The organism is Thalassotalea eurytherma, from assembly GCF_030161415.1.
GTDB lineage: Bacteria > Pseudomonadota > Gammaproteobacteria > Enterobacterales > Alteromonadaceae > Thalassotalea_G > Thalassotalea_G eurytherma.
Window position 1 is genome coordinate 56,935 of record NZ_BSSU01000016.1, and the last position, 17,512, is coordinate 74,446.

Here is a 17,512-nt window from a genome sequence, read left to right on the forward strand (position 1 = left end):
GGTTTTAAATAAAATAATCGTGAGTCCAGGACTCACGACTAAAAAACTTATTTTTGATTACTTTCATCAAGTTGAGCTTTTGCTTTTTCTACAGCTTCCATATCTAGACCAAGCTCAACAACTGCTTCTTTGATTAATGCAGGGTTTGTCATTACTTGCATCATCACTGGCTGCAGTTCTTCTTGTGGAATACCTAAACTACCAATAGTGGCCATTGCCATGATTGGGTTTTGCGTTAATTCAGTAAAAATAGCAGAGATTTGCTCGTTAGATATGTTGTTATCTTTTAATACTTTAATAATTGGGTTCATAGTGACTCTTTTGTTCATTTATTCATTGTGATAATTATAAATGAACATAACCTTCGCAATACAGTGCTTTCGTTAATCTTTTCTATTTGTTTCATAAAAGGCAGCAGTGTTAATCAATGTGTCAATAACACAACGATGACACAACTCTTCCTGATTAATGCCGTTGTCCTATTTTATTTAATAACGATTAATCATTTAGTTATCTAACAAGCCTTTAGAAAAAGGTATGTGTCAAATAACAATGTTTGATTACACCTAGACACACAAATACATAATGTATTGGTTCATGATTAGGCTAACAAAGGATTGTTCAATGCCCGCATCGCTTTATTGCTGTAGTTGATTGCAGGAGAGATTACCAATAGGACGTTTACCACCAGAAGGAATTAATTATGTCTAAAGTAACCAATTATACGGCAATTATCGCTTCATTAATTTTTGTTAGCACTACAGTTAGCGCTGGAAATATTAAATTTGTTGCCACAGATCAAACTCCTGAAACCCATATATGTTTAAATGCAGTGACCAATAATCTCGCCTCGTTAAAAACGCAGATCAGACGCTATAGTGATTATGGCTCAAGCCATACGATAAATTCACTACGTTGCAATGATCTGTCATTAGCGAAGTTTGCTTACATTTACCAAGCACAAGATACCTATAAGTACTTAAATAGAAGAACCTATAGAGAAAGTCGTGTTTATCCTAACATTACAATAAACGATTTAGTTGCACGTAATAGCCAAGATGAAAAGGTAATCTATGTAGCATCAAGCCGTTAACTATTGGCGTAGGAAAATATGAGAGAAGGTTTTAGGAAAGTTGAAGTAGGTTAAAAGTTAACACAGAAGCCCCATATCAATACTATATGTGGCTTTCTAGTGTGGATGTTATTTACGCGCGGCTAATAACAAATCAGTTTTAGTTTCAATTGATTTAACCTGAATGAGGTTTTGCGCTGGAAAGTAAGTCACAGTTGAATACGCATCACCTTTTTGTAAAATTTGCTTACGAGCTAATTTATCAAAAAAATCAGTAGATTCCGTATGCTTTTCAATGGTTGACACCATACAGTCTTCTTTCACTGATATAGTTTTATCATCCATACATTGCCAAATTTCAGATTTATCAGCTGCATTGGCTACTTGGCTAAAACTTAAAATGGTAACCGCTGCAAGTATAGTTTTATACATGTTTATCCCCTTTAAGTAACGACAGGATAAATAATAGCAAACAAGCCTACAGAACCCCTAGCATATTTTTATGACAAGTTTATGACAGCAAATAAAATAATGTTTAAAAAAGCAACGTTTCTTGTTGTTCAAATGGATTAACCAAATTAGAGCCTACAGCGACAGGTACAATACATTTTAAACGCTTTGCTTGCTCACATAACAAGGAAGCTTGCTGAGCATCAACATCGACCATGACAAGATGATTTGTATCGGTTAACAGCTTCTTCAAGGGCGAGAACTTGTAATTAACCTTATGTAAACCGATCAAACCAGCCTCCCAAGTGACAAAGCCTGTCAGAAAGATAGAACCAATGATAGATAGCAATACGACATTAGGTACTTGGAAGACAATTAACAGCGCGGTTAAAACTGCCGATAAAATAAGACCGACAAAAAGTCCTCTTAGCAAGTAATGTACAAGATCAGTTTTAAAAATAGATAATACGGGTGTTAGCGCGTAATGCTGTGCCTGGGTGTCAGAAATACCGTAAACATGAATATGTTGTTTTTCGACACCGGAATGAACAAGCTTTTGTTCAAATTGTGCAGTGTTATCAATGTCATTTGATAGATAGTAATACCGTTTCATTGTTTTACCCTCTGTAAGTAGACACTATACAATACGTCTAAAACGCTTGAACGATCACAAAATCGATTGATTAGTTAACAAGCACATAAAAGGCAATGTTAAAAAGCTTGAATTTCAACTATACTGCGCACCAATACCCCTTCGAGAAAAACCGTTTTGACTGATAACAACCTTTATTTAAATAACCCGCTACACGGCACCAGTTTAGCAACCGTGTTAAATGAACTAGTTGACCAATACGGCTTTGCATTGCTGTATGCTTATTTAAACATTAATTGTTTCAACAAGAACCCAAGCATCGCGGCAAGTATGAAGTTTTTGAAGAAAACGCAATGGGCGCGAGAAAAGGTAGAGTCATTTTATCTATATCAATATAAAAGCCTACCTCGAGCAAGCGACAGCGAATTTGAAAAACCGCCTCGTGAACGCATAATCCCTGAAGGAATTACACCAAAAGAGCCGGCAGAATTGAGCTTTGAAGACGCACAAATCCTAAAGGAAAAGCGAGAGAAAAAGGCCCGTTTGAGAGATAACAATCGCTCTGCAGCACCTAAAAAACATAAAGCTAAGCCGGCAAATAATATTGACGGTAAAATAGATCCATGGGCAAATTGTTAACGGCTTATTCAATGCAGATAAATTACAAAGTTTGTCTTGTATATATGTTAAAGTACGCCCCTATCTGAGTTCATACTCCCTGCCCCAAAACTAAGGCACCACCATGAAGAAAACCTTTTCATTACATCATGAAAAAATTAAACAACCACGTCTTGTTGATGCAATTAAGCACGAAGTGAAAAAGTACTTGCGTAGAGAACGTAATAAGCAATTACCTAAAGGTGCTGATTATTGGGACTTCGATTGTAAATATGGTTCAGCGAAAGACTATGCTGAAGTGATTCATGTTTCACAAATCAATAAATCAATTGATGATGCAGTAACTAAAGGCTTAGACAGTTTTTACCTAGAAATACTAGCCAAAACAGGACATAGAACACCTAAAATTTTGGGCGAAGACGAATAATTATTGAGTCACTACCCGTAACTTAATAACATTTGTTATAAAAAAACCGCCTACGGCGGTTTTTTTAGTTTTTGTTTAATTCTGTTTTTACGATTAAATTCACGTTTAGTTGTAACCGAGCACAGCCACATCTACTTCATTATTTTCTAATGAGTTGTGCTTATTAGTATCTACTTCGCTAATTTTAAAATCTCTAATATTTAGAAAGGTAGTGTGATTCGCTCGACCGAAACGAAGTTCATTATTATCCTCTTCTAAAAGGTTACTATTACATAAATCATTATTGATACTCATACTGACCTCAGCTATTGCACACCAATTACACTTTTAAAAAAGCAGATTAAATGCCAACGTTCAATGAAAGCTTATTTAGTTGAATAGTATAGGTTTTATATTAATGGTTACTTACAGTAAAAGTTTAAAAGCACTGAAAATTTCAATACTAATGCATTTTGCAATGCAAAATACCCAATCAAAATAGTTAACTGCTAGATAAATTACTTCTCATTCTCGTCAGTAAATAGAAGTTACCATCTGTATTTTGTGAGTTGTGTGTAGAGTCTGGAGAATAGCAATGAGGCATCACTATTTACGAAGTTTTACCTTGCCCCGTAGATCTTTTTAAAGTTCTTTACATTCCAACCAATCATCACTTCATTGCCAATTTTAAGTACAGGCACTGAGCGAGCGCCAATCGCATCGAGCTCTTTACGTCCACGTTGCATTTTCGCGTTGGTTAAGCGGTATTGAATACCATTGTCATCTAAGTACTTTTTTGCTTCTCTGCAATGTGGGCATTTGTCAGAGACATATAAAACAACACGTTTCATGATTACCCTATTACTCATTATCCTGTTCAATAAACTCAATTAAACCATTGAAATACAAAGAAAAACCAAAACTAGAAAAGAAAAGAATTCGATATTCTCTCATATTCTCCACTGTCATGTAATGCTTTTAAGGCAGTATCAAAAATGTCTACTTCTTTTTGTGAAATTCTTGCCTTAGAAAACATAATTTTACTGCCTGCTTGATCATCATTGGTAATGCGAAAAAGAGGGACAATATTTTCGTTATACCCCGGTTGAGATAATAAATAATGTTTTCCTTCCGTTTCTGATTCAATATATCCGTCAGCCCTACCTTTAAGAACAAAATTAGACATGTTTTGATCATCACTGGTATAAACAATTCTTTTAGCAAATTGCTCATTTTTTAGTAACTCAGGGTAAGATTCGTAAAAAATAGCACCGCGCAAAGCAGCAATTATCACATCAACAGAAGCTAGATCGGCTAACTCATTTACCGACTCAAATAGATATAATTTTTTTTTATTCACAAAAAGCATATGGTGACTGTAACGAAAATTGTTTTTAGTAAACAGTGCATATTTTTTCCTTTCTGATAAAGCCGTTGCTGCAACGGTCATATCAATAGTCCCTGCTTCAAGCTCTTTTATCACTCTCGCCCATGGCATAGACACTATTCGATACTTGAATGGCGTACGACGAAATACAGCCTTGATAAGTTCGATGTCTTTTCCAACCCATTCATCTTGTTCATTTTTGTAGCGGTAAATATCACGCTCATTTACCCCGATAATAAACTCATGACTAAACAATTGAAAAGGAACCAACAGTAAGGAGATTAATACAGCAATCTTTATCATCTACTAGGTCCTTAATTAAATTTATAGCGACTATAGTGATGTAACTTCTTAGAACACGCTATAGATAATTGTTAAATTGAAAACATCAAATTTACGTAATAACTTCCTTTTACACAGCTAAAGCTAAGCCGGACGTACTTTCAAAACTAGCTAAAATTAGTACATATGTCTATATTATAGCTCTTTCGAGCTTTATTTTCGATATTTTAGCCAACTGGTGAAATTCTATAAAGATTTGTTTCTCGTTCTAATGATACTATCTATGTGACGACTGCAGTTAAAAGCAAATAACATTACCTTCCTCAGAAAGCCTCGGTGCCTAGCTTAACGCATAAAAACTCTGCCTCACTATCGTGTTTTTACCACACCTGACGCATATTTATCCGTGCGGCACAATCAATTCAAGCTATCCATCGCTGACATCGATAAAACGCTATCAAAAATGAAATAATTATTGTTTTCATAGAAATAGGTATTTACTAGTACAGCGCCCAACATTAGCTAACTAAAAGACTTCAAACAGCTTAATACCAAGGTCATTAATTACCACTCGAAAATAGCGGACTATTCTGATTTTGAAAATGCTGAAGAAATAAAACCTGCGCTGCTATTGCTTTCATGGGTGATAGCAATAGCATCGGGGCACAACGTAGTGAAATCTAAGCGTTTGCTTCAGACAATGAGTGGATGATGCGTTTTCCAGCGACTCCAAAGAGCTTTATAGAAAGCCGGGGGAATCTCCTTAAGGGGTGACACTAGCTATCTTAACAATTTTACGCGAAATAAACCTTCTCAAAAATGCTGTTAATTGGTAGCTGACCTCAATTGTCACATTTGCAGAACCTAAGTATGAGGAATACAAAGCTAGTTTAACCTTCACAATAATTTACGACCTAGTTTAAAACCTTTCTTGAGTAAATAGCGATGCTTGCCCCAAGAATAAACAGCACTATAGTATTAGGCTCATCAACCACAACAGTTGTAATAGGATCATAATCATCGTTAAAAAATAAGCTTATTATTTCATGATTTCCAGCCGCAGCTCCGGTACCTGATGTAAAGCCAACATATGCTTCCTGTGTCCCTAAAACATTAACAAGGTTCACATTAGTAGTTAATATAGGATTATCAGGCCGACTCTGCTCTTGGGATAAACTCACTTCAAGTATTTCTGCCATACCATCATAGTCAACCCAAGCTGTCCACACAGCTCCATTATTCATTCTTTCATCAACAATAACTCGTTCAATTGAGCTCATGTTTCCATCAACGTTTACTCCAACATGGTTACCTTGGCCCAAGTCCCACCAGTTGTTTCCCCACGTGTCGAACTCAATGGCTAAACTGTTACTAATACCGCCATAACCTAATCGTCCACCAAGGCCGCCGACAGTATTCGAATTCGACTGTATTACAAATGCTAATCCGTCTGCTCCTTGACCATCAGAATCATAAATCCCCTGAGGTTCCAATATCTGAAATTCAAAGGCAGCACTAAAAGATGCGAAATTGTCTAACGAAATTGGGTCGACTAAGAATGCACTACTCGACTGGTATAGATCATCAGTCAACCTTAATACATCAGTGTTATTTGGGTTTATATTGACTGCTGTGCCGTTTAATTGAATAGTAGACAAATCAGAAAAGTCATAAAACTGTAACTCTTGTGAAGATACATAATTTACAACCATAAACGACAATATGATGGTTATCCATTTCTTCATTTCTCACCTCGACTCAATGAAAGCTATAAACTCACAGTTCCTTCGACCTCCTTTAAGCGATTTAGCCATCGACTAAAGCAAACAAAGAGGTGTTTTATTATCACTTGCTTCTAACTATGCGAACTTCATGCCTGTAATGAAAATTTTCGTTAAAGTACTCGTTCTAGAGCTCGTGATATATTTATTAAGGCTTAGGTGGCATACGTATAGGCAGGAAACACAAGATCTAGCATCGATCGTGATGAACAAGTTCCGATAGAATAAAATAACGGTTTAATGCTAAATGCAATGCTAAATGCAACGTTTCTAATAACCTCTAGTATCTTCAACTCGCGTCATACAGAAAAGATTATTCAAATAACGGATAAAGAGAAAGGTGAGTAAAAAAGAAAGATAAATATAAAAGCGCTAAGGGGCTCAAAAAGCAAAGAACAATTTAAAACTAACGAATATTGATTGAAGGTCTTTTCTATGAGAAAAAGGTGGAGGTTTAAACCAGAAAAAACTAGACGCTTTGATAAAAAAACCCGCTAATAAGCGGGTTTTTTAATTCTTAAGATTCCAGCCTTCGCTGGAATGACAACTCAATGTTGTCAGACGGTTAGATTACCAACCTGTCTTTTCTTTAAGTGCAACACCGATGTCCGCTAGTGAACGTACAGTCTTAACACCAGCCGCTTCTAGTGCAGCGAATTTGTCGTCAGCAGTACCTTTACCACCAGCAATGATAGCACCAGCATGCCCCATACGCTTACCAGCAGGCGCAGTAACACCAGCGATGTAAGAAACTACAGGCTTAGAAACGTTAGCTTTAATGTACTCAGCTGCTTCTTCTTCTGCTGTACCACCAATTTCACCAATCATCACGATTGCTTCAGTTTGAGGGTCATTTTCAAACATTTCTAAAACGTCGATAAAGTTAGTGCCTGGGATTGGGTCACCACCAATACCAACACATGAAGACTGACCGAAACCAGCATCAGTAGTTTGCTTAACGGCTTCATAAGTCAATGTACCTGAACGAGATACGATACCTACTTTACCTGGCTTGTGGATGTGACCTGGCATGATACCAATCTTAGATTCGCCCGGCGTGATAACACCTGGACAGTTAGGGCCAATCATGCGAACGCCAGTTTCTTCAAGCTTAACTTTAACGTCAAGCATGTCTAACGTAGGAATACCTTCAGTGATAGTAACGATTAATTCGATACCAGCATCGATAGCTTCTAAAATAGCATCTTTACAAAATGGAGCTGGAACATAGATAACTGTTGCCGTTGCGCCAGTTGCTTCTACTGCTTCACGTACTGTGTTGAATACAGGAAGACCTAAGTGCTCTTGGCCGCCTTTGCCTGGTGAAACACCACCAACCATTTGCGTACCGTATGCAATAGCTTGCTCTGAGTGGAAAGTACCTTGACCACCAGTGAAACCTTGACAGATAACTTTAGTATCTTTGTTAATTAATACAGACATTATTTGCCCTCCGCAGCAGCAACTACTTTAGTAGCAGCATCTGTTAATGATTCAGCAGCAATGATATCAACATCTGAGTTAGCTAATACTTCACGGCCAGCTTCAGCGTTAGTGCCTTCTAAACGTACAACTACAGGAACGTTAACACCTACTTCTTTAACAGCACCAATAATACCTTCAGCGATCATGTCACAACGAACGATACCACCGAAAATGTTTACTAATACTGCACTTACGTTGTCATCAGATAAGATGATTTTGAATGCTTCAGCAACACGCTCTTTTGTCGCTCCGCCACCAACATCTAAGAAGTTAGCTGGCTTACCTCCGTGCAAGTTAACAATATCCATTGTACCCATTGCAAGGCCAGCACCGTTAACCATACAACCTACGTTTCCGTCTAATGCTACGTAGTTTAATTCCCACTGTGCAGCATGTGCTTCACGCTCATCTTCTTGAGATGGATCGTGGAAAGTACGGATTTTTGGTTGACGGAATAAAGCGTTTGAATCAACACCAATCTTACCGTCTAAACAGTGTAAGTTGCCTTCGTCTGTGATTACTAGCGGGTTAATTTCTAGTAAGTCAAAGTCGTGATCAGTAAACATGTTACCTAAGCCCATGAAGATCTTAACGAATTGCTTCATTTGAGTTGGGTTTAAGCCAAGTTTGAAACCTAATTCACGTGCTTGGTAAGCTTGAGGACCTACTAATGGGTCAATCGCTGCTTTGTGAATTAAGTGAGGAGTTTCTTCAGCAACTGTTTCGATGTCTACACCGCCTTCAGTTGATGCCATGAATACAACGCGACGAGAACCACGGTCAACAACAGCGCCAAGGTATAATTCGTTAGCGATGTCAGTACAGCTTTCTACTAAGATTTTAGCAACCGGCTGACCATTCGCATCTGTTTGATAAGTCACTAAGTTCTTACCTAACCAGTGTTGTGCGAATTCTTTGATTTCTTCTTTGGTTTTAACTAGCTTAACACCACCAGCCTTACCGCGACCACCAGCGTGAACCTGAGCCTTAACAACCCACATATCGCCGCCAATTTTGTCGGCAGCTTCAGCAGCTTCTTGAGGTGTATCGCAAGCGAAACCTTCAGAAACTGGTAAACCATATTCAGCGAATAATTGTTTCGCTTGATACTCATGCAAATTCATGGCGTTTCCCAATCATTTTATTTGAAGTGAAGTTAGCTATTTATTCAACCCGAACCAGTTGAGTAAAAACACTAACCCGTTTGTAAATTGGCTCGAATTATATCCATTATAGCTAGTAGATTAAAGCCCTAAAGTAGCATTTAATGACTCTGCGTTACATTTGTGATAAAAAGCGTGTAAAAGCACAGGTCTTTCGTTATTAGACATTCGTCGAATTGACAGTAAAAACGAGGGATAGCTCCCCTATTTAGCGATTAAAACTCTGATTAAAATAAATAACTTATTTGCTTAAATTCTATTCGCAAACCACGTTATTTAAAAGTGCACTTAAATCAGTTATAAAAACAACGCTTTGTATTAACAGCCATTTAGTTACTAAAGCCCTTTTGATAGAAACAAAAAAGGCCACAAAAATGTGACCTTTTATATTCATGAGTGATTTAAACACTCATTTAACTCATGCTATTAGATATCTAATAATAAGCGTGTTGGATCTTCTAGTAATTCTTTAATTGTTACTAAGAAACCTACAGACTCTTTACCGTCGATTAGGCGGTGATCGTAAGATAGTGCTAAATACATCATCGGTAAGATTTCAACTTTACCGTCAACTGCCATAGGACGATCTTGGATTTTGTGCATGCCTAAGATAGCCGTTTGTGGCAAGTTGATAATTGGTGTTGATAATAATGAACCAAATACACCACCGTTGGTAATTGTGAAGTTACCACCTTGCATATCGTCCATTGTTAACTTACCGTCACGACCTTTAATTGCTAAATCACGGATGCCTTGTTCAATGCCAGCCATAGACAATTGATCAGAGTCACGTAATACCGGTGTTACTAAACCACGAGGCGTAGAAACGGCAATCGAGATATCAAAATAATTGTGATAAACAATATCATCACCGTCAATTGATGCGTTAACTGCAGGGAAACGTTTTAAGGCTTCAGTAACAGCTTTCACGTAGAACGACATGAAACCTAAACGTGTATCATGAGTTTTCTCGAATACATCTTTGTATTGCTTACGTAAATCCATGATTGGCTTCATGTTAACTTCGTTAAACGTGGTTAACATCGCTGTAGAGTTTTTCGCTTCTAATAAACGGTTTGCAATGGTTTTACGTAAACGTGTCATTGGAACACGTTTTTGACTACGCTCACCTTGCTCTGCCGCAGGTGCAGCTGCTGTAGGTGCTGAAGTTGGTGCCGCTGCAGCTGGCTTAGTTGCTGCTTCAACATCTTCTTTCGTAATACGTCCGCCTTTACCTGTGCCTTTAACATCAGCTTCAGATAAACCTTTTTCTGTCATTAATCGACGTACTGAAGGAGATGCAATGCCGTCACCTGATGCTTCATCAGACTCAGAAGCTTGCGCTGGTGCAGCAGCTACGGCTGACGCGCCAGCAACTAATTCACCAATTTTTTGCTGGCCTAATACCGTGTCGCCTTCAGCGTGAATGATTTTACCCATAACGCCATCTGCAGTCGCTGGTACTTCAAGTACAACTTTGTCTGTTTCAATTTCAACAAGTACTTGATCACGAGTTACTGCGTCACCTTCAGCTGCATGCCATGTTGCTACCGTTGCATCTGCTACTGACTCAGGTAATACAGGTACTAAAATTTCAAGCGTTTCGCCACCAGAACTAGCTGCCGGTGCAGCTGCTTCAGTTTTAGCCGGTGCTGCTGTTGCTTCACCTTCCGATAAAACACCAATCACTTGGTCACCTAATACCGTTGCTCCTTCAGCTTCATTGATAGCGGTAATAACACCATCAGAAGTTGCAGGTACTTCAAGTACTACTTTATCTGTTTCAATTTCTACTAACACTTGATCACGAGTTACAGAATCACCTACTTGAACATGCCAAGTAGCTACTGTTGCGTCGGCAACTGACTCTGGTAATACAGGAACCTTAATTTCGGTTGTCATTTAACTTATTCCTTACTTACACTTTAACCAATAATGGCTTATTCAACAGTTAACGCTTGAGTAACTAGCGCCTGTTGCTCTTTAACATGAACTGACATATATCCTACAGCTGGAGCTGCTGAAGCCTTACGGCCGGCATAAGTCAAATACGCACCTGCGGGGATGATTGCGCGGAAGTGATGCTGTGAACAATACCAAGCACCTTGGTTCTGCGGCTCTTCCTGGCACCAAACAAATTGCTTAACGTGTTGATACTTCTCTAACACTTTCTGCAATTCTGCTTCAGGGAACGGATAAAGTTGCTCTACACGAACGATAGCAACGTTATTTAGTTCTTGCTTACGACGTTGTTCTAATAGCTCGTAGTACACTTTACCACTACACATAACAACGCGTTCAACGTCTTTCGGGTTAATCTCATCAATTTCACCAATGACATTTTGGTATTCACCAACAGCTAATTCTTCTAGTGAAGAAACAGCTAATGGATGACGTAATAATGATTTTGGCGACATAACAATCAATGGACGACGCATAGGGCGTACCACTTGACGACGTAGCATATTAAATACTTGCGCAGGTGTTGATGGCACACATACTTGCATATTGTGATCAGCACATAATTGCAAGAATCGCTCTAAACGAGCTGATGAATGCTCTGGGCCTTGACCTTCATAACCATGAGGTAAAAGCATGGTTAAGCCACATAATCGGCCCCACTTTTGCTCACCTGAAGAAATGAATTGGTCAAAAACGACTTGTGCACAGTTAGCAAAGTCACCAAATTGTGCTTCCCAAATAGTTAACCCTTTTGGTTCAGCCGTCGTATAACCGTATTCAAACGCAAGCACTGATACTTCTGATAATACAGAGTCGTGTACTTCAAACGTACCTTGATTTTCTGCAACGTTTTGCAAAGGTAAGTAAGTAGATGAATCGTTTTGGTTATGTAAAACCGCATGACGATGGAAGAATGTACCGCGACCAGAATCTTGACCCGTAATTCGAACATTGTTGCCATCATTAACAAGCGCAGCATAGGCTAAGCTTTCTGCAAAACCCCAGTCGAGTAACTTCTCGCCTTTGGCCATTTTCTTGCGATCATCGTAAATTTTCTTAACACGCGATTGCACAGGATGATCTTCAGGGTAGCTAGAAATGCTATGAGCTAAACCTTTCAGTTTATCTAAGTCAATTGCAGCTTCATACGGATCGTCCCAGTCGTGACCTAGGTATGGAGTCCAATCAACAGAATGCTCTGTCATTGGGCGCCACTGATCAACAGTGCATTGACCTTCATCTAATAATTTACGGTAATATTCTGCTAGCTCATTCGCTTTATCTAGGCGAATTGTACCTTCAGCATCTAACTTGTTCGCATATAACTGACGAGGTGTAGGATGTTTTTTGACCTTTTGGTACATAAGAGGCTGAGTTGCATTTGGCTCATCAGCTTCGTTATGGCCATGGCGGCGGTAACAAACTAGATCAATAACAACGTCACGCTTAAATTTATTGCGGAAGTCTAAGGCAATTTGCGTTGCTAAAATAACGGCTTCAGGATCATCACCATTGACATGGAAAATTGGCGCCTGAACCATCTTGGCTATTTCAGTACAGTATTCACCACTGCGCGTATCTTCAGCTTTCGATGTTGTAAAACCAACCTGGTTGTTTACAACAATACGAATTGAACCGCCCACTTTAAATGCACGCGCTTGCGACATATTAAAGGTTTCTTGAACAACACCTTGACCAGCAATCGCCGAATCACCATGAATGGTAATTGGTAAAACTAAATCACCATCATCACAGTCGCGTCTGTCTTGACGAGCACGAACCGAGCCCATAACTACTGGGTTTACAATTTCTAAGTGTGATGGGTTAAATGCTAACGCTAAGTGAACGTTGCCACCTGGTGTGACAAAATCCGACGAGTAACCCATGTGATATTTAACATCACCTGAACCAACTAAATCGTCGTGTTTACCAGCAAACTCATCAAATAATTTTGATGGGTTTTTACCTAACACGTTAACTAATACATTCAATCGACCACGGTGAGCCATCCCCATAACCACTTCTTTAGTGCCATGGCTACCTGCACGAGTAATTAACTCTTTAAGCATTGGAATTAACGCATCACCACCTTCAAGCGAGAAACGTTTAGCACCTGGGAATTTAGCACCTAAATACTTTTCTAGACCGTCAGCGGCAATTAAGCCCTTAAGAAGCTCTTCTTTTTCAGTCTTAGATAATTGTGCTTGTGATTGAACAGACTCTAAACGTGATTGCAACCAACGTTTTTCCTCTGTTGAGGTCATGTGCATATATTCTGCACCAATAGAGCTACAATAAGTTTTGCGCAGTGATTTATATAAATCACCAAGCTTCATTGTGTCTTGACCTACAGCATATGAGCCGACGTTATATTCTTTATCGAAATCGTTTTCAGATAACTCGTGGTGAGATAATTGAAGGTCTCTTACGCGATCACGTTGCCAAATACCTAATGGATCAAGGTTGGCATTTTGGTGACCACGAAAACGGAAAGCATTTATCAGTTGGAGTACTTTAACTTGCTTGCCATCTGAACTTCCAGAAACAACAACGCGAGCAGGTTGTTTCGCAAGTTCTTTAAATTCGTCACGAATTTCAGAGTGCTTGTATTCAACATCAGCACCTTCAATTTTTGGTAGGTTTTCAAATATTTCACGCCACTGCGCAGGCACAGATTGTGAATTATCTAGAAAAGATTCGTACAGTTCTTCAATATATGCAGCATTAGAGCCGCTTAAATGGGAAGACTCTAACCAAGCCTTCATTGCACCTTCGGGCATTGCTAGTTCCTAAACTGGTATTAAGCAACAGATATACGATTTAATTGCGCGAAGTAAACGATAGTACATCGTTTACTTCGCAAATGTTCAAGCTTTTAAACCGCTCTTTTTAATAGCATCGACTTAATATGGCCGATTGCTTTTGTTGGATTCAATCCTTTCGGACAAACATCAACACAGTTCATGATGCCGTGACAACGGAATACGCTGTAGGCATCTTGTAACCCATCTAAACGTTCTTCAGTAGCAGTATCACGGCTATCGATTAAGAAACGATACGCGTGCAATAAACCTGCTGGACCAATGAACTTGTCAGGGTTCCACCAAAATGATGGACAAGAGGTTGAACAACATGCACATAGGATACACTCGTAAAGACCGTCTAACTTCTCACGATCTTCAATTGACTGCAAATGTTCACGAGCGGGTTGCTCTTTACCATCGTTGATTAAGTATGGCTTAATTTTTTCATACTGATTATAAAATTGAGTCATATCAATAATTAAATCACGTACTACTGGTAAACCTGGTAATGGACGTAAAACGATTTTGCTCGCTTTAAGTTCCGACAATGGTGTGATACACGCCAAACCATTTTTACCATTCATGTTCAAGCCATCTGAGCCACAAACACCTTCACGACATGAACGACGGAAAGATAACGTTGAATCTTTTTCTTTTAACAAGATTAACGCATCAAGCACCATCATATCAGAGCCTTCAGGGATCTCTAGCTCATAGTCTTTCATGTAAGGTGCGTTATCAACATCTGGGTTGTAACGATAAATTGAAAATACTTGTTTCATTATCAACGCTCCTTAGTATGTACGAGCTTTCGGCGGGAAAGCTTCACGGTGAACAGGTTCCATGTTTACATCACGTTTTGTCATATCTTCTGTGTCAGGAGAATAGATAGTGTGACATAACCAATTTTCATCATCACGCTCTTGGAAATCTTGACGAGCATGTGCACCACGAGATTCTTTACGGAAGTTAGCTGCTTTAGCAGTACAGTAAGCTGTTTCCATAAGGTTATCTAATTCTAAACATTCGATACGTTGTGTATTGAACTCAGAAGACTTATCGTCAAGATAAGCATTCTTTAAGCGCTCACGAATCTCTGTTAATTCTTTCATACCTTCCGCCATTGCATCACCTTCACGGAATACCGAGAAGTTAAGTTGCATACACTGCTGTAAGTCTTTACGAATTTGTACAGGGTCTTCGCCACCTGTTGAATTTTCCCAACGGTTGTAGCGTGCTAAGGCTGCATCAAGATTTTCACTTGAAGCGTCTTTAGCGTTGCTCGTACCTGCAAGGTATTCACCTAAGAAGTTACCAGCAGCACGGCCAAATACAACTAAATCAAGTAAAGAGTTACCACCTAAACGGTTAGCACCGTGAACTGAAACGTTTGCAATTTCACCAACAGCGAATAAACCTTCGATGATAGTGTCTTCACCTGTTTCAGGATTGAACGAGATTGCTTGACCGTTAACATTACAAGGGACACCACCCATTTGGTAGTGACACGTAGGAATAACTGGAATTGGTTCATCAGCGGGGTGAACATGAGCAAAGGTTTCCGATAACTCACAAACACCAGGAAGACGTTGCATAAGTGTTTCACGACCCAAGTGATCCAATTTAAGTTTGATATGTGGACCATATTGAGGATGGTCACAACCACGACCTTCACGAATTTCCGTCATCATTGAACGAGCAACAACGTCACGACCCGCTAAATCTTTAGCGTTTGGCGCATAACGTTCCATGAAGCGCTCACCGTCTTTGTTTAGTAGGTAACCACCTTCACCACGACAACCTTCTGTTACTAGTGTACCAGCGCCTGCAATACCTGTTGGATGGAATTGCCACATTTCCATGTCTTGCATTTGAACGCCAGCACGAAGAGACATACCAACACCGTCACCGGTATTAATGTGAGCGTTAGTTGTTGATGCGTAAATACGACCTGCACCACCCGTAGCTAATACGGTTGCACGGGCTTTAAAGTAAACAACTTCACCTGTTTCAATACAGATAGCCGTTGTACCTACAACTGCACCGTCGTCGTTTTTAACTAAATCTAATGCATACCATTCTGAGTAAACGTTAGTTTTGTTTTTAACATTTTGCTGATACAAACAGTGCAATAATGCGTGACCAGTACGGTCTGCTGCAGCGGCTGTACGAGCGGCTTGTTCGCCACCAAAGTTTTTAGATTGGCCGCCAAATGGACGTTGGTATACTTTACCGTTTTCGAAACGAGAAAATGGTAAACCCATTTTTTCTAATTCGATAATAGACTCAGGACCTGTCTTACACATGTACTCAATTGCGTCTTGGTCGCCGATATAATCAGAGCCCTTAACTGTATCGTACATGTGTTGTTCCCAATGATCTTCATGGGCGTTACCTAAAGCAACAGTAATACCACCTTGAGCGGATACTGTATGCGAACGCGTTGGGAATACTTTTGAAATCAAAGCACAAGATTTACCCGACTCTGAAATAGCTAATGCAGCGCGCATACCCGCACCGCCTGCGCCAATTACAATGGCGTCAAATTCACGAACTGGAACGGTCACTTACACACCCCACACAGTAATTAAACCTGCAGCGAAATACGCTAACAAAGTTACTGAAAAAATTAATTGTAAAGAACCGCGAATAAGCGCTGGCTTTACATAGTCAGACAATACTTGCCAAATACCAATCCAGGCATGAATCAGCACAGCAACAAGCGCAAGTACTGTAAATACTTTAACACCTAGGCCTGAGAAAAGACCTTTCCAGATGTCATATGTCACATCGGGTGTTGTCAAAAAGAAATACGCCATAAATAGCGTATAAGCAGCTAGAACAATTGCACTAGCTCTTAATAAAATAAAATCATGTACGCCGCTACGGCCTACACTTGCAGCATTGCTTACCATAACCATACTCCAGCAAGAACTGTTAAGATAATCCAAAGGGCGATAACCACTTTAGCACTTGAGTTTCCAGATACTTTCTCTTCAAAATGACCGAAGTCCATCATTAAGTGACGGATACCAGCTAAGAAGTGATAGATAAGTGCTGAAACAATGCCAAGGATTATAAACTTAAAGAAAAAGCCATCGAGCATAGCTTCAACTTCAGCAAAACCTTCAGCTGATGATAATGATAAAGATAAAAGACATAACAAAATCCCCACGGCGAACACCATGATAACACCAGAAACACGGTGTAAAATTGATGCATTAGCGGCAGGATGCATTTTGATAGTAGTTAGATCTAGGTTTACAGGACGTTGTTTTTTCACGATATTGCCTAAAGAGCTCTGCAGAGCCTTCTACTTTTTTTCGTTCCTCTCAAACTATTTAAATAATTATTAAACAGTTCCCCAAGCAATCAGATGAATAATCTACAATTAGTAACAAATTAAATAAGCATATTCACAGATCGAACTGATTATATAGTCGATACGTAAGAAATACAATTTTCGTTGAGCACTAATAGCTTGCGTTTAAATTTTAACCAGCATAAACA

At 39.2% G+C, this 17,512-nt stretch carries 18 protein-coding genes; 3 read left to right on the forward strand and 15 right to left on the reverse strand.

Going from position 1 to position 17,512, the window contains the following annotated elements; genetic code table 11:
• Positions 1 to 47: 47 nt before the first annotated feature.
• Positions 48 to 311, reverse strand: coding sequence for a DUF2999 family protein (locus QQK02_RS15250; protein ID WP_284208984.1), 264 nt, complete (start codon positions 309 to 311; stop codon positions 48 to 50).
• Between the two features lie 392 nt (positions 312 to 703).
• On the opposite strand from QQK02_RS15250, the gene QQK02_RS15255 reads away from it, so the two are divergent.
• Entirely contained in the window at positions 704 to 1,093 is a 390-nt protein-coding gene (locus tag QQK02_RS15255) for a DUF3718 domain-containing protein (protein WP_284208985.1), read from the forward strand.
• 108 nt (positions 1,094 to 1,201) lie between these two features.
• Here the strand turns inward: QQK02_RS15255 and QQK02_RS15260 are convergent, their stop codons facing one another.
• Together QQK02_RS15260 and QQK02_RS15265 are read right to left on the reverse strand one after the other, a co-directional pair.
• Positions 1,202 to 1,504 carry a hypothetical protein gene (locus QQK02_RS15260; RefSeq protein ID WP_284208986.1) on the reverse strand — a complete coding sequence of 101 codons (303 nt, stop codon included), beginning with the start codon at positions 1,502 to 1,504 and terminating at the stop codon, positions 1,202 to 1,204.
• A 103-nt stretch (positions 1,505 to 1,607) separates the two neighbouring features.
• Positions 1,608 to 2,135, reverse strand: coding sequence for a hypothetical protein (locus QQK02_RS15265; protein ID WP_284208988.1), 528 nt, complete (start codon positions 2,133 to 2,135; stop codon positions 1,608 to 1,610).
• 156 nt (positions 2,136 to 2,291) lie between these two features.
• Here QQK02_RS15265 and QQK02_RS15270 point away from each other — a divergent pair, with 156 nt between their 5' ends.
• Together QQK02_RS15270 and QQK02_RS15275 are read left to right on the forward strand one after the other, a co-directional pair.
• Entirely contained in the window at positions 2,292 to 2,753 is a 462-nt protein-coding gene (locus QQK02_RS15270; RefSeq protein WP_284208989.1) for a VF530 family protein, read from the forward strand.
• Positions 2,754 to 2,856: 103 nt separating this feature from the next.
• On the forward strand, positions 2,857 to 3,159 hold the full coding sequence (locus QQK02_RS15275) for a DUF6172 family protein (RefSeq protein WP_284208990.1): 303 nt from the start codon (positions 2,857 to 2,859) through the stop codon (positions 3,157 to 3,159).
• A gap of 105 nt (positions 3,160 to 3,264) precedes the next feature.
• Here QQK02_RS15275 and QQK02_RS15280 read toward each other — a convergent pair whose 3' ends face one another.
• From QQK02_RS15280 to sdhC, 12 genes are all read right to left on the reverse strand, one after another.
• A complete protein-coding gene (locus tag QQK02_RS15280) occupies positions 3,265 to 3,453 on the reverse strand; it encodes a hypothetical protein (RefSeq protein WP_284208991.1) in 189 nt (62 codons plus the stop codon).
• Positions 3,454 to 3,758: 305 nt separating this feature from the next.
• Entirely contained in the window at positions 3,759 to 3,989 is a 231-nt protein-coding gene (locus QQK02_RS15285; protein WP_284208992.1) for a glutaredoxin family protein, read from the reverse strand.
• Positions 3,990 to 4,060: 71 nt separating this feature from the next.
• The gene (locus QQK02_RS15290) at positions 4,061 to 4,828 is read right to left on the reverse strand and encodes a substrate-binding periplasmic protein (RefSeq protein WP_284208994.1); all 768 of its coding nucleotides are present in this window, start codon (positions 4,826 to 4,828) and stop codon (positions 4,061 to 4,063) included.
• A gap of 893 nt (positions 4,829 to 5,721) precedes the next feature.
• Entirely contained in the window at positions 5,722 to 6,552 is an 831-nt protein-coding gene (locus QQK02_RS15295) for an L-type lectin-domain containing protein (RefSeq protein WP_284208996.1), read from the reverse strand.
• A 606-nt stretch (positions 6,553 to 7,158) separates the two neighbouring features.
• Positions 7,159 to 8,031: a succinate--CoA ligase subunit alpha gene (gene sucD / locus QQK02_RS15300; protein WP_284208997.1), complete on the reverse strand. Its 873-nt coding sequence runs from the start codon at positions 8,029 to 8,031 to the stop codon at positions 7,159 to 7,161.
• Positions 8,031 to 9,197, reverse strand: coding sequence for an ADP-forming succinate--CoA ligase subunit beta (gene sucC / locus QQK02_RS15305; protein WP_284208998.1), 1,167 nt, complete (start codon positions 9,195 to 9,197; stop codon positions 8,031 to 8,033). Before sucC ends, sucD begins: the two co-directional genes overlap by 1 nt.
• 465 nt (positions 9,198 to 9,662) lie before the next feature.
• A complete protein-coding gene (gene odhB, locus QQK02_RS15310) occupies positions 9,663 to 11,138 on the reverse strand; it encodes a 2-oxoglutarate dehydrogenase complex dihydrolipoyllysine-residue succinyltransferase (RefSeq protein WP_284209000.1) in 1,476 nt (491 codons plus the stop codon).
• 38 nt (positions 11,139 to 11,176) lie between these two features.
• Entirely contained in the window at positions 11,177 to 13,978 is a 2,802-nt protein-coding gene (sucA, locus tag QQK02_RS15315; protein WP_284209002.1) for a 2-oxoglutarate dehydrogenase E1 component, read from the reverse strand.
• A 95-nt stretch (positions 13,979 to 14,073) separates the two neighbouring features.
• Positions 14,074 to 14,784, reverse strand: coding sequence for a succinate dehydrogenase iron-sulfur subunit (locus QQK02_RS15320; protein WP_284209004.1), 711 nt, complete (start codon positions 14,782 to 14,784; stop codon positions 14,074 to 14,076).
• A 12-nt stretch (positions 14,785 to 14,796) separates the two neighbouring features.
• Positions 14,797 to 16,569 (reverse strand): succinate dehydrogenase flavoprotein subunit, encoded by a 1,773-nt coding sequence (gene sdhA / locus QQK02_RS15325; RefSeq protein WP_284209006.1) that lies wholly within the window; start codon positions 16,567 to 16,569, stop codon positions 14,797 to 14,799.
• Positions 16,570 to 16,917: a succinate dehydrogenase, hydrophobic membrane anchor protein gene (sdhD, locus tag QQK02_RS15330; RefSeq protein WP_284209008.1), complete on the reverse strand. Its 348-nt coding sequence runs from the start codon at positions 16,915 to 16,917 to the stop codon at positions 16,570 to 16,572.
• Complete coding sequence (sdhC, locus tag QQK02_RS15335; protein WP_284209009.1) at positions 16,911 to 17,285, reverse strand: succinate dehydrogenase, cytochrome b556 subunit; 375 nt, start codon at positions 17,283 to 17,285, stop codon at positions 16,911 to 16,913. The genes sdhD and sdhC overlap by 7 nt, the downstream gene beginning before the upstream one ends.
• Positions 17,286 to 17,512 lie beyond the last annotated feature (227 nt).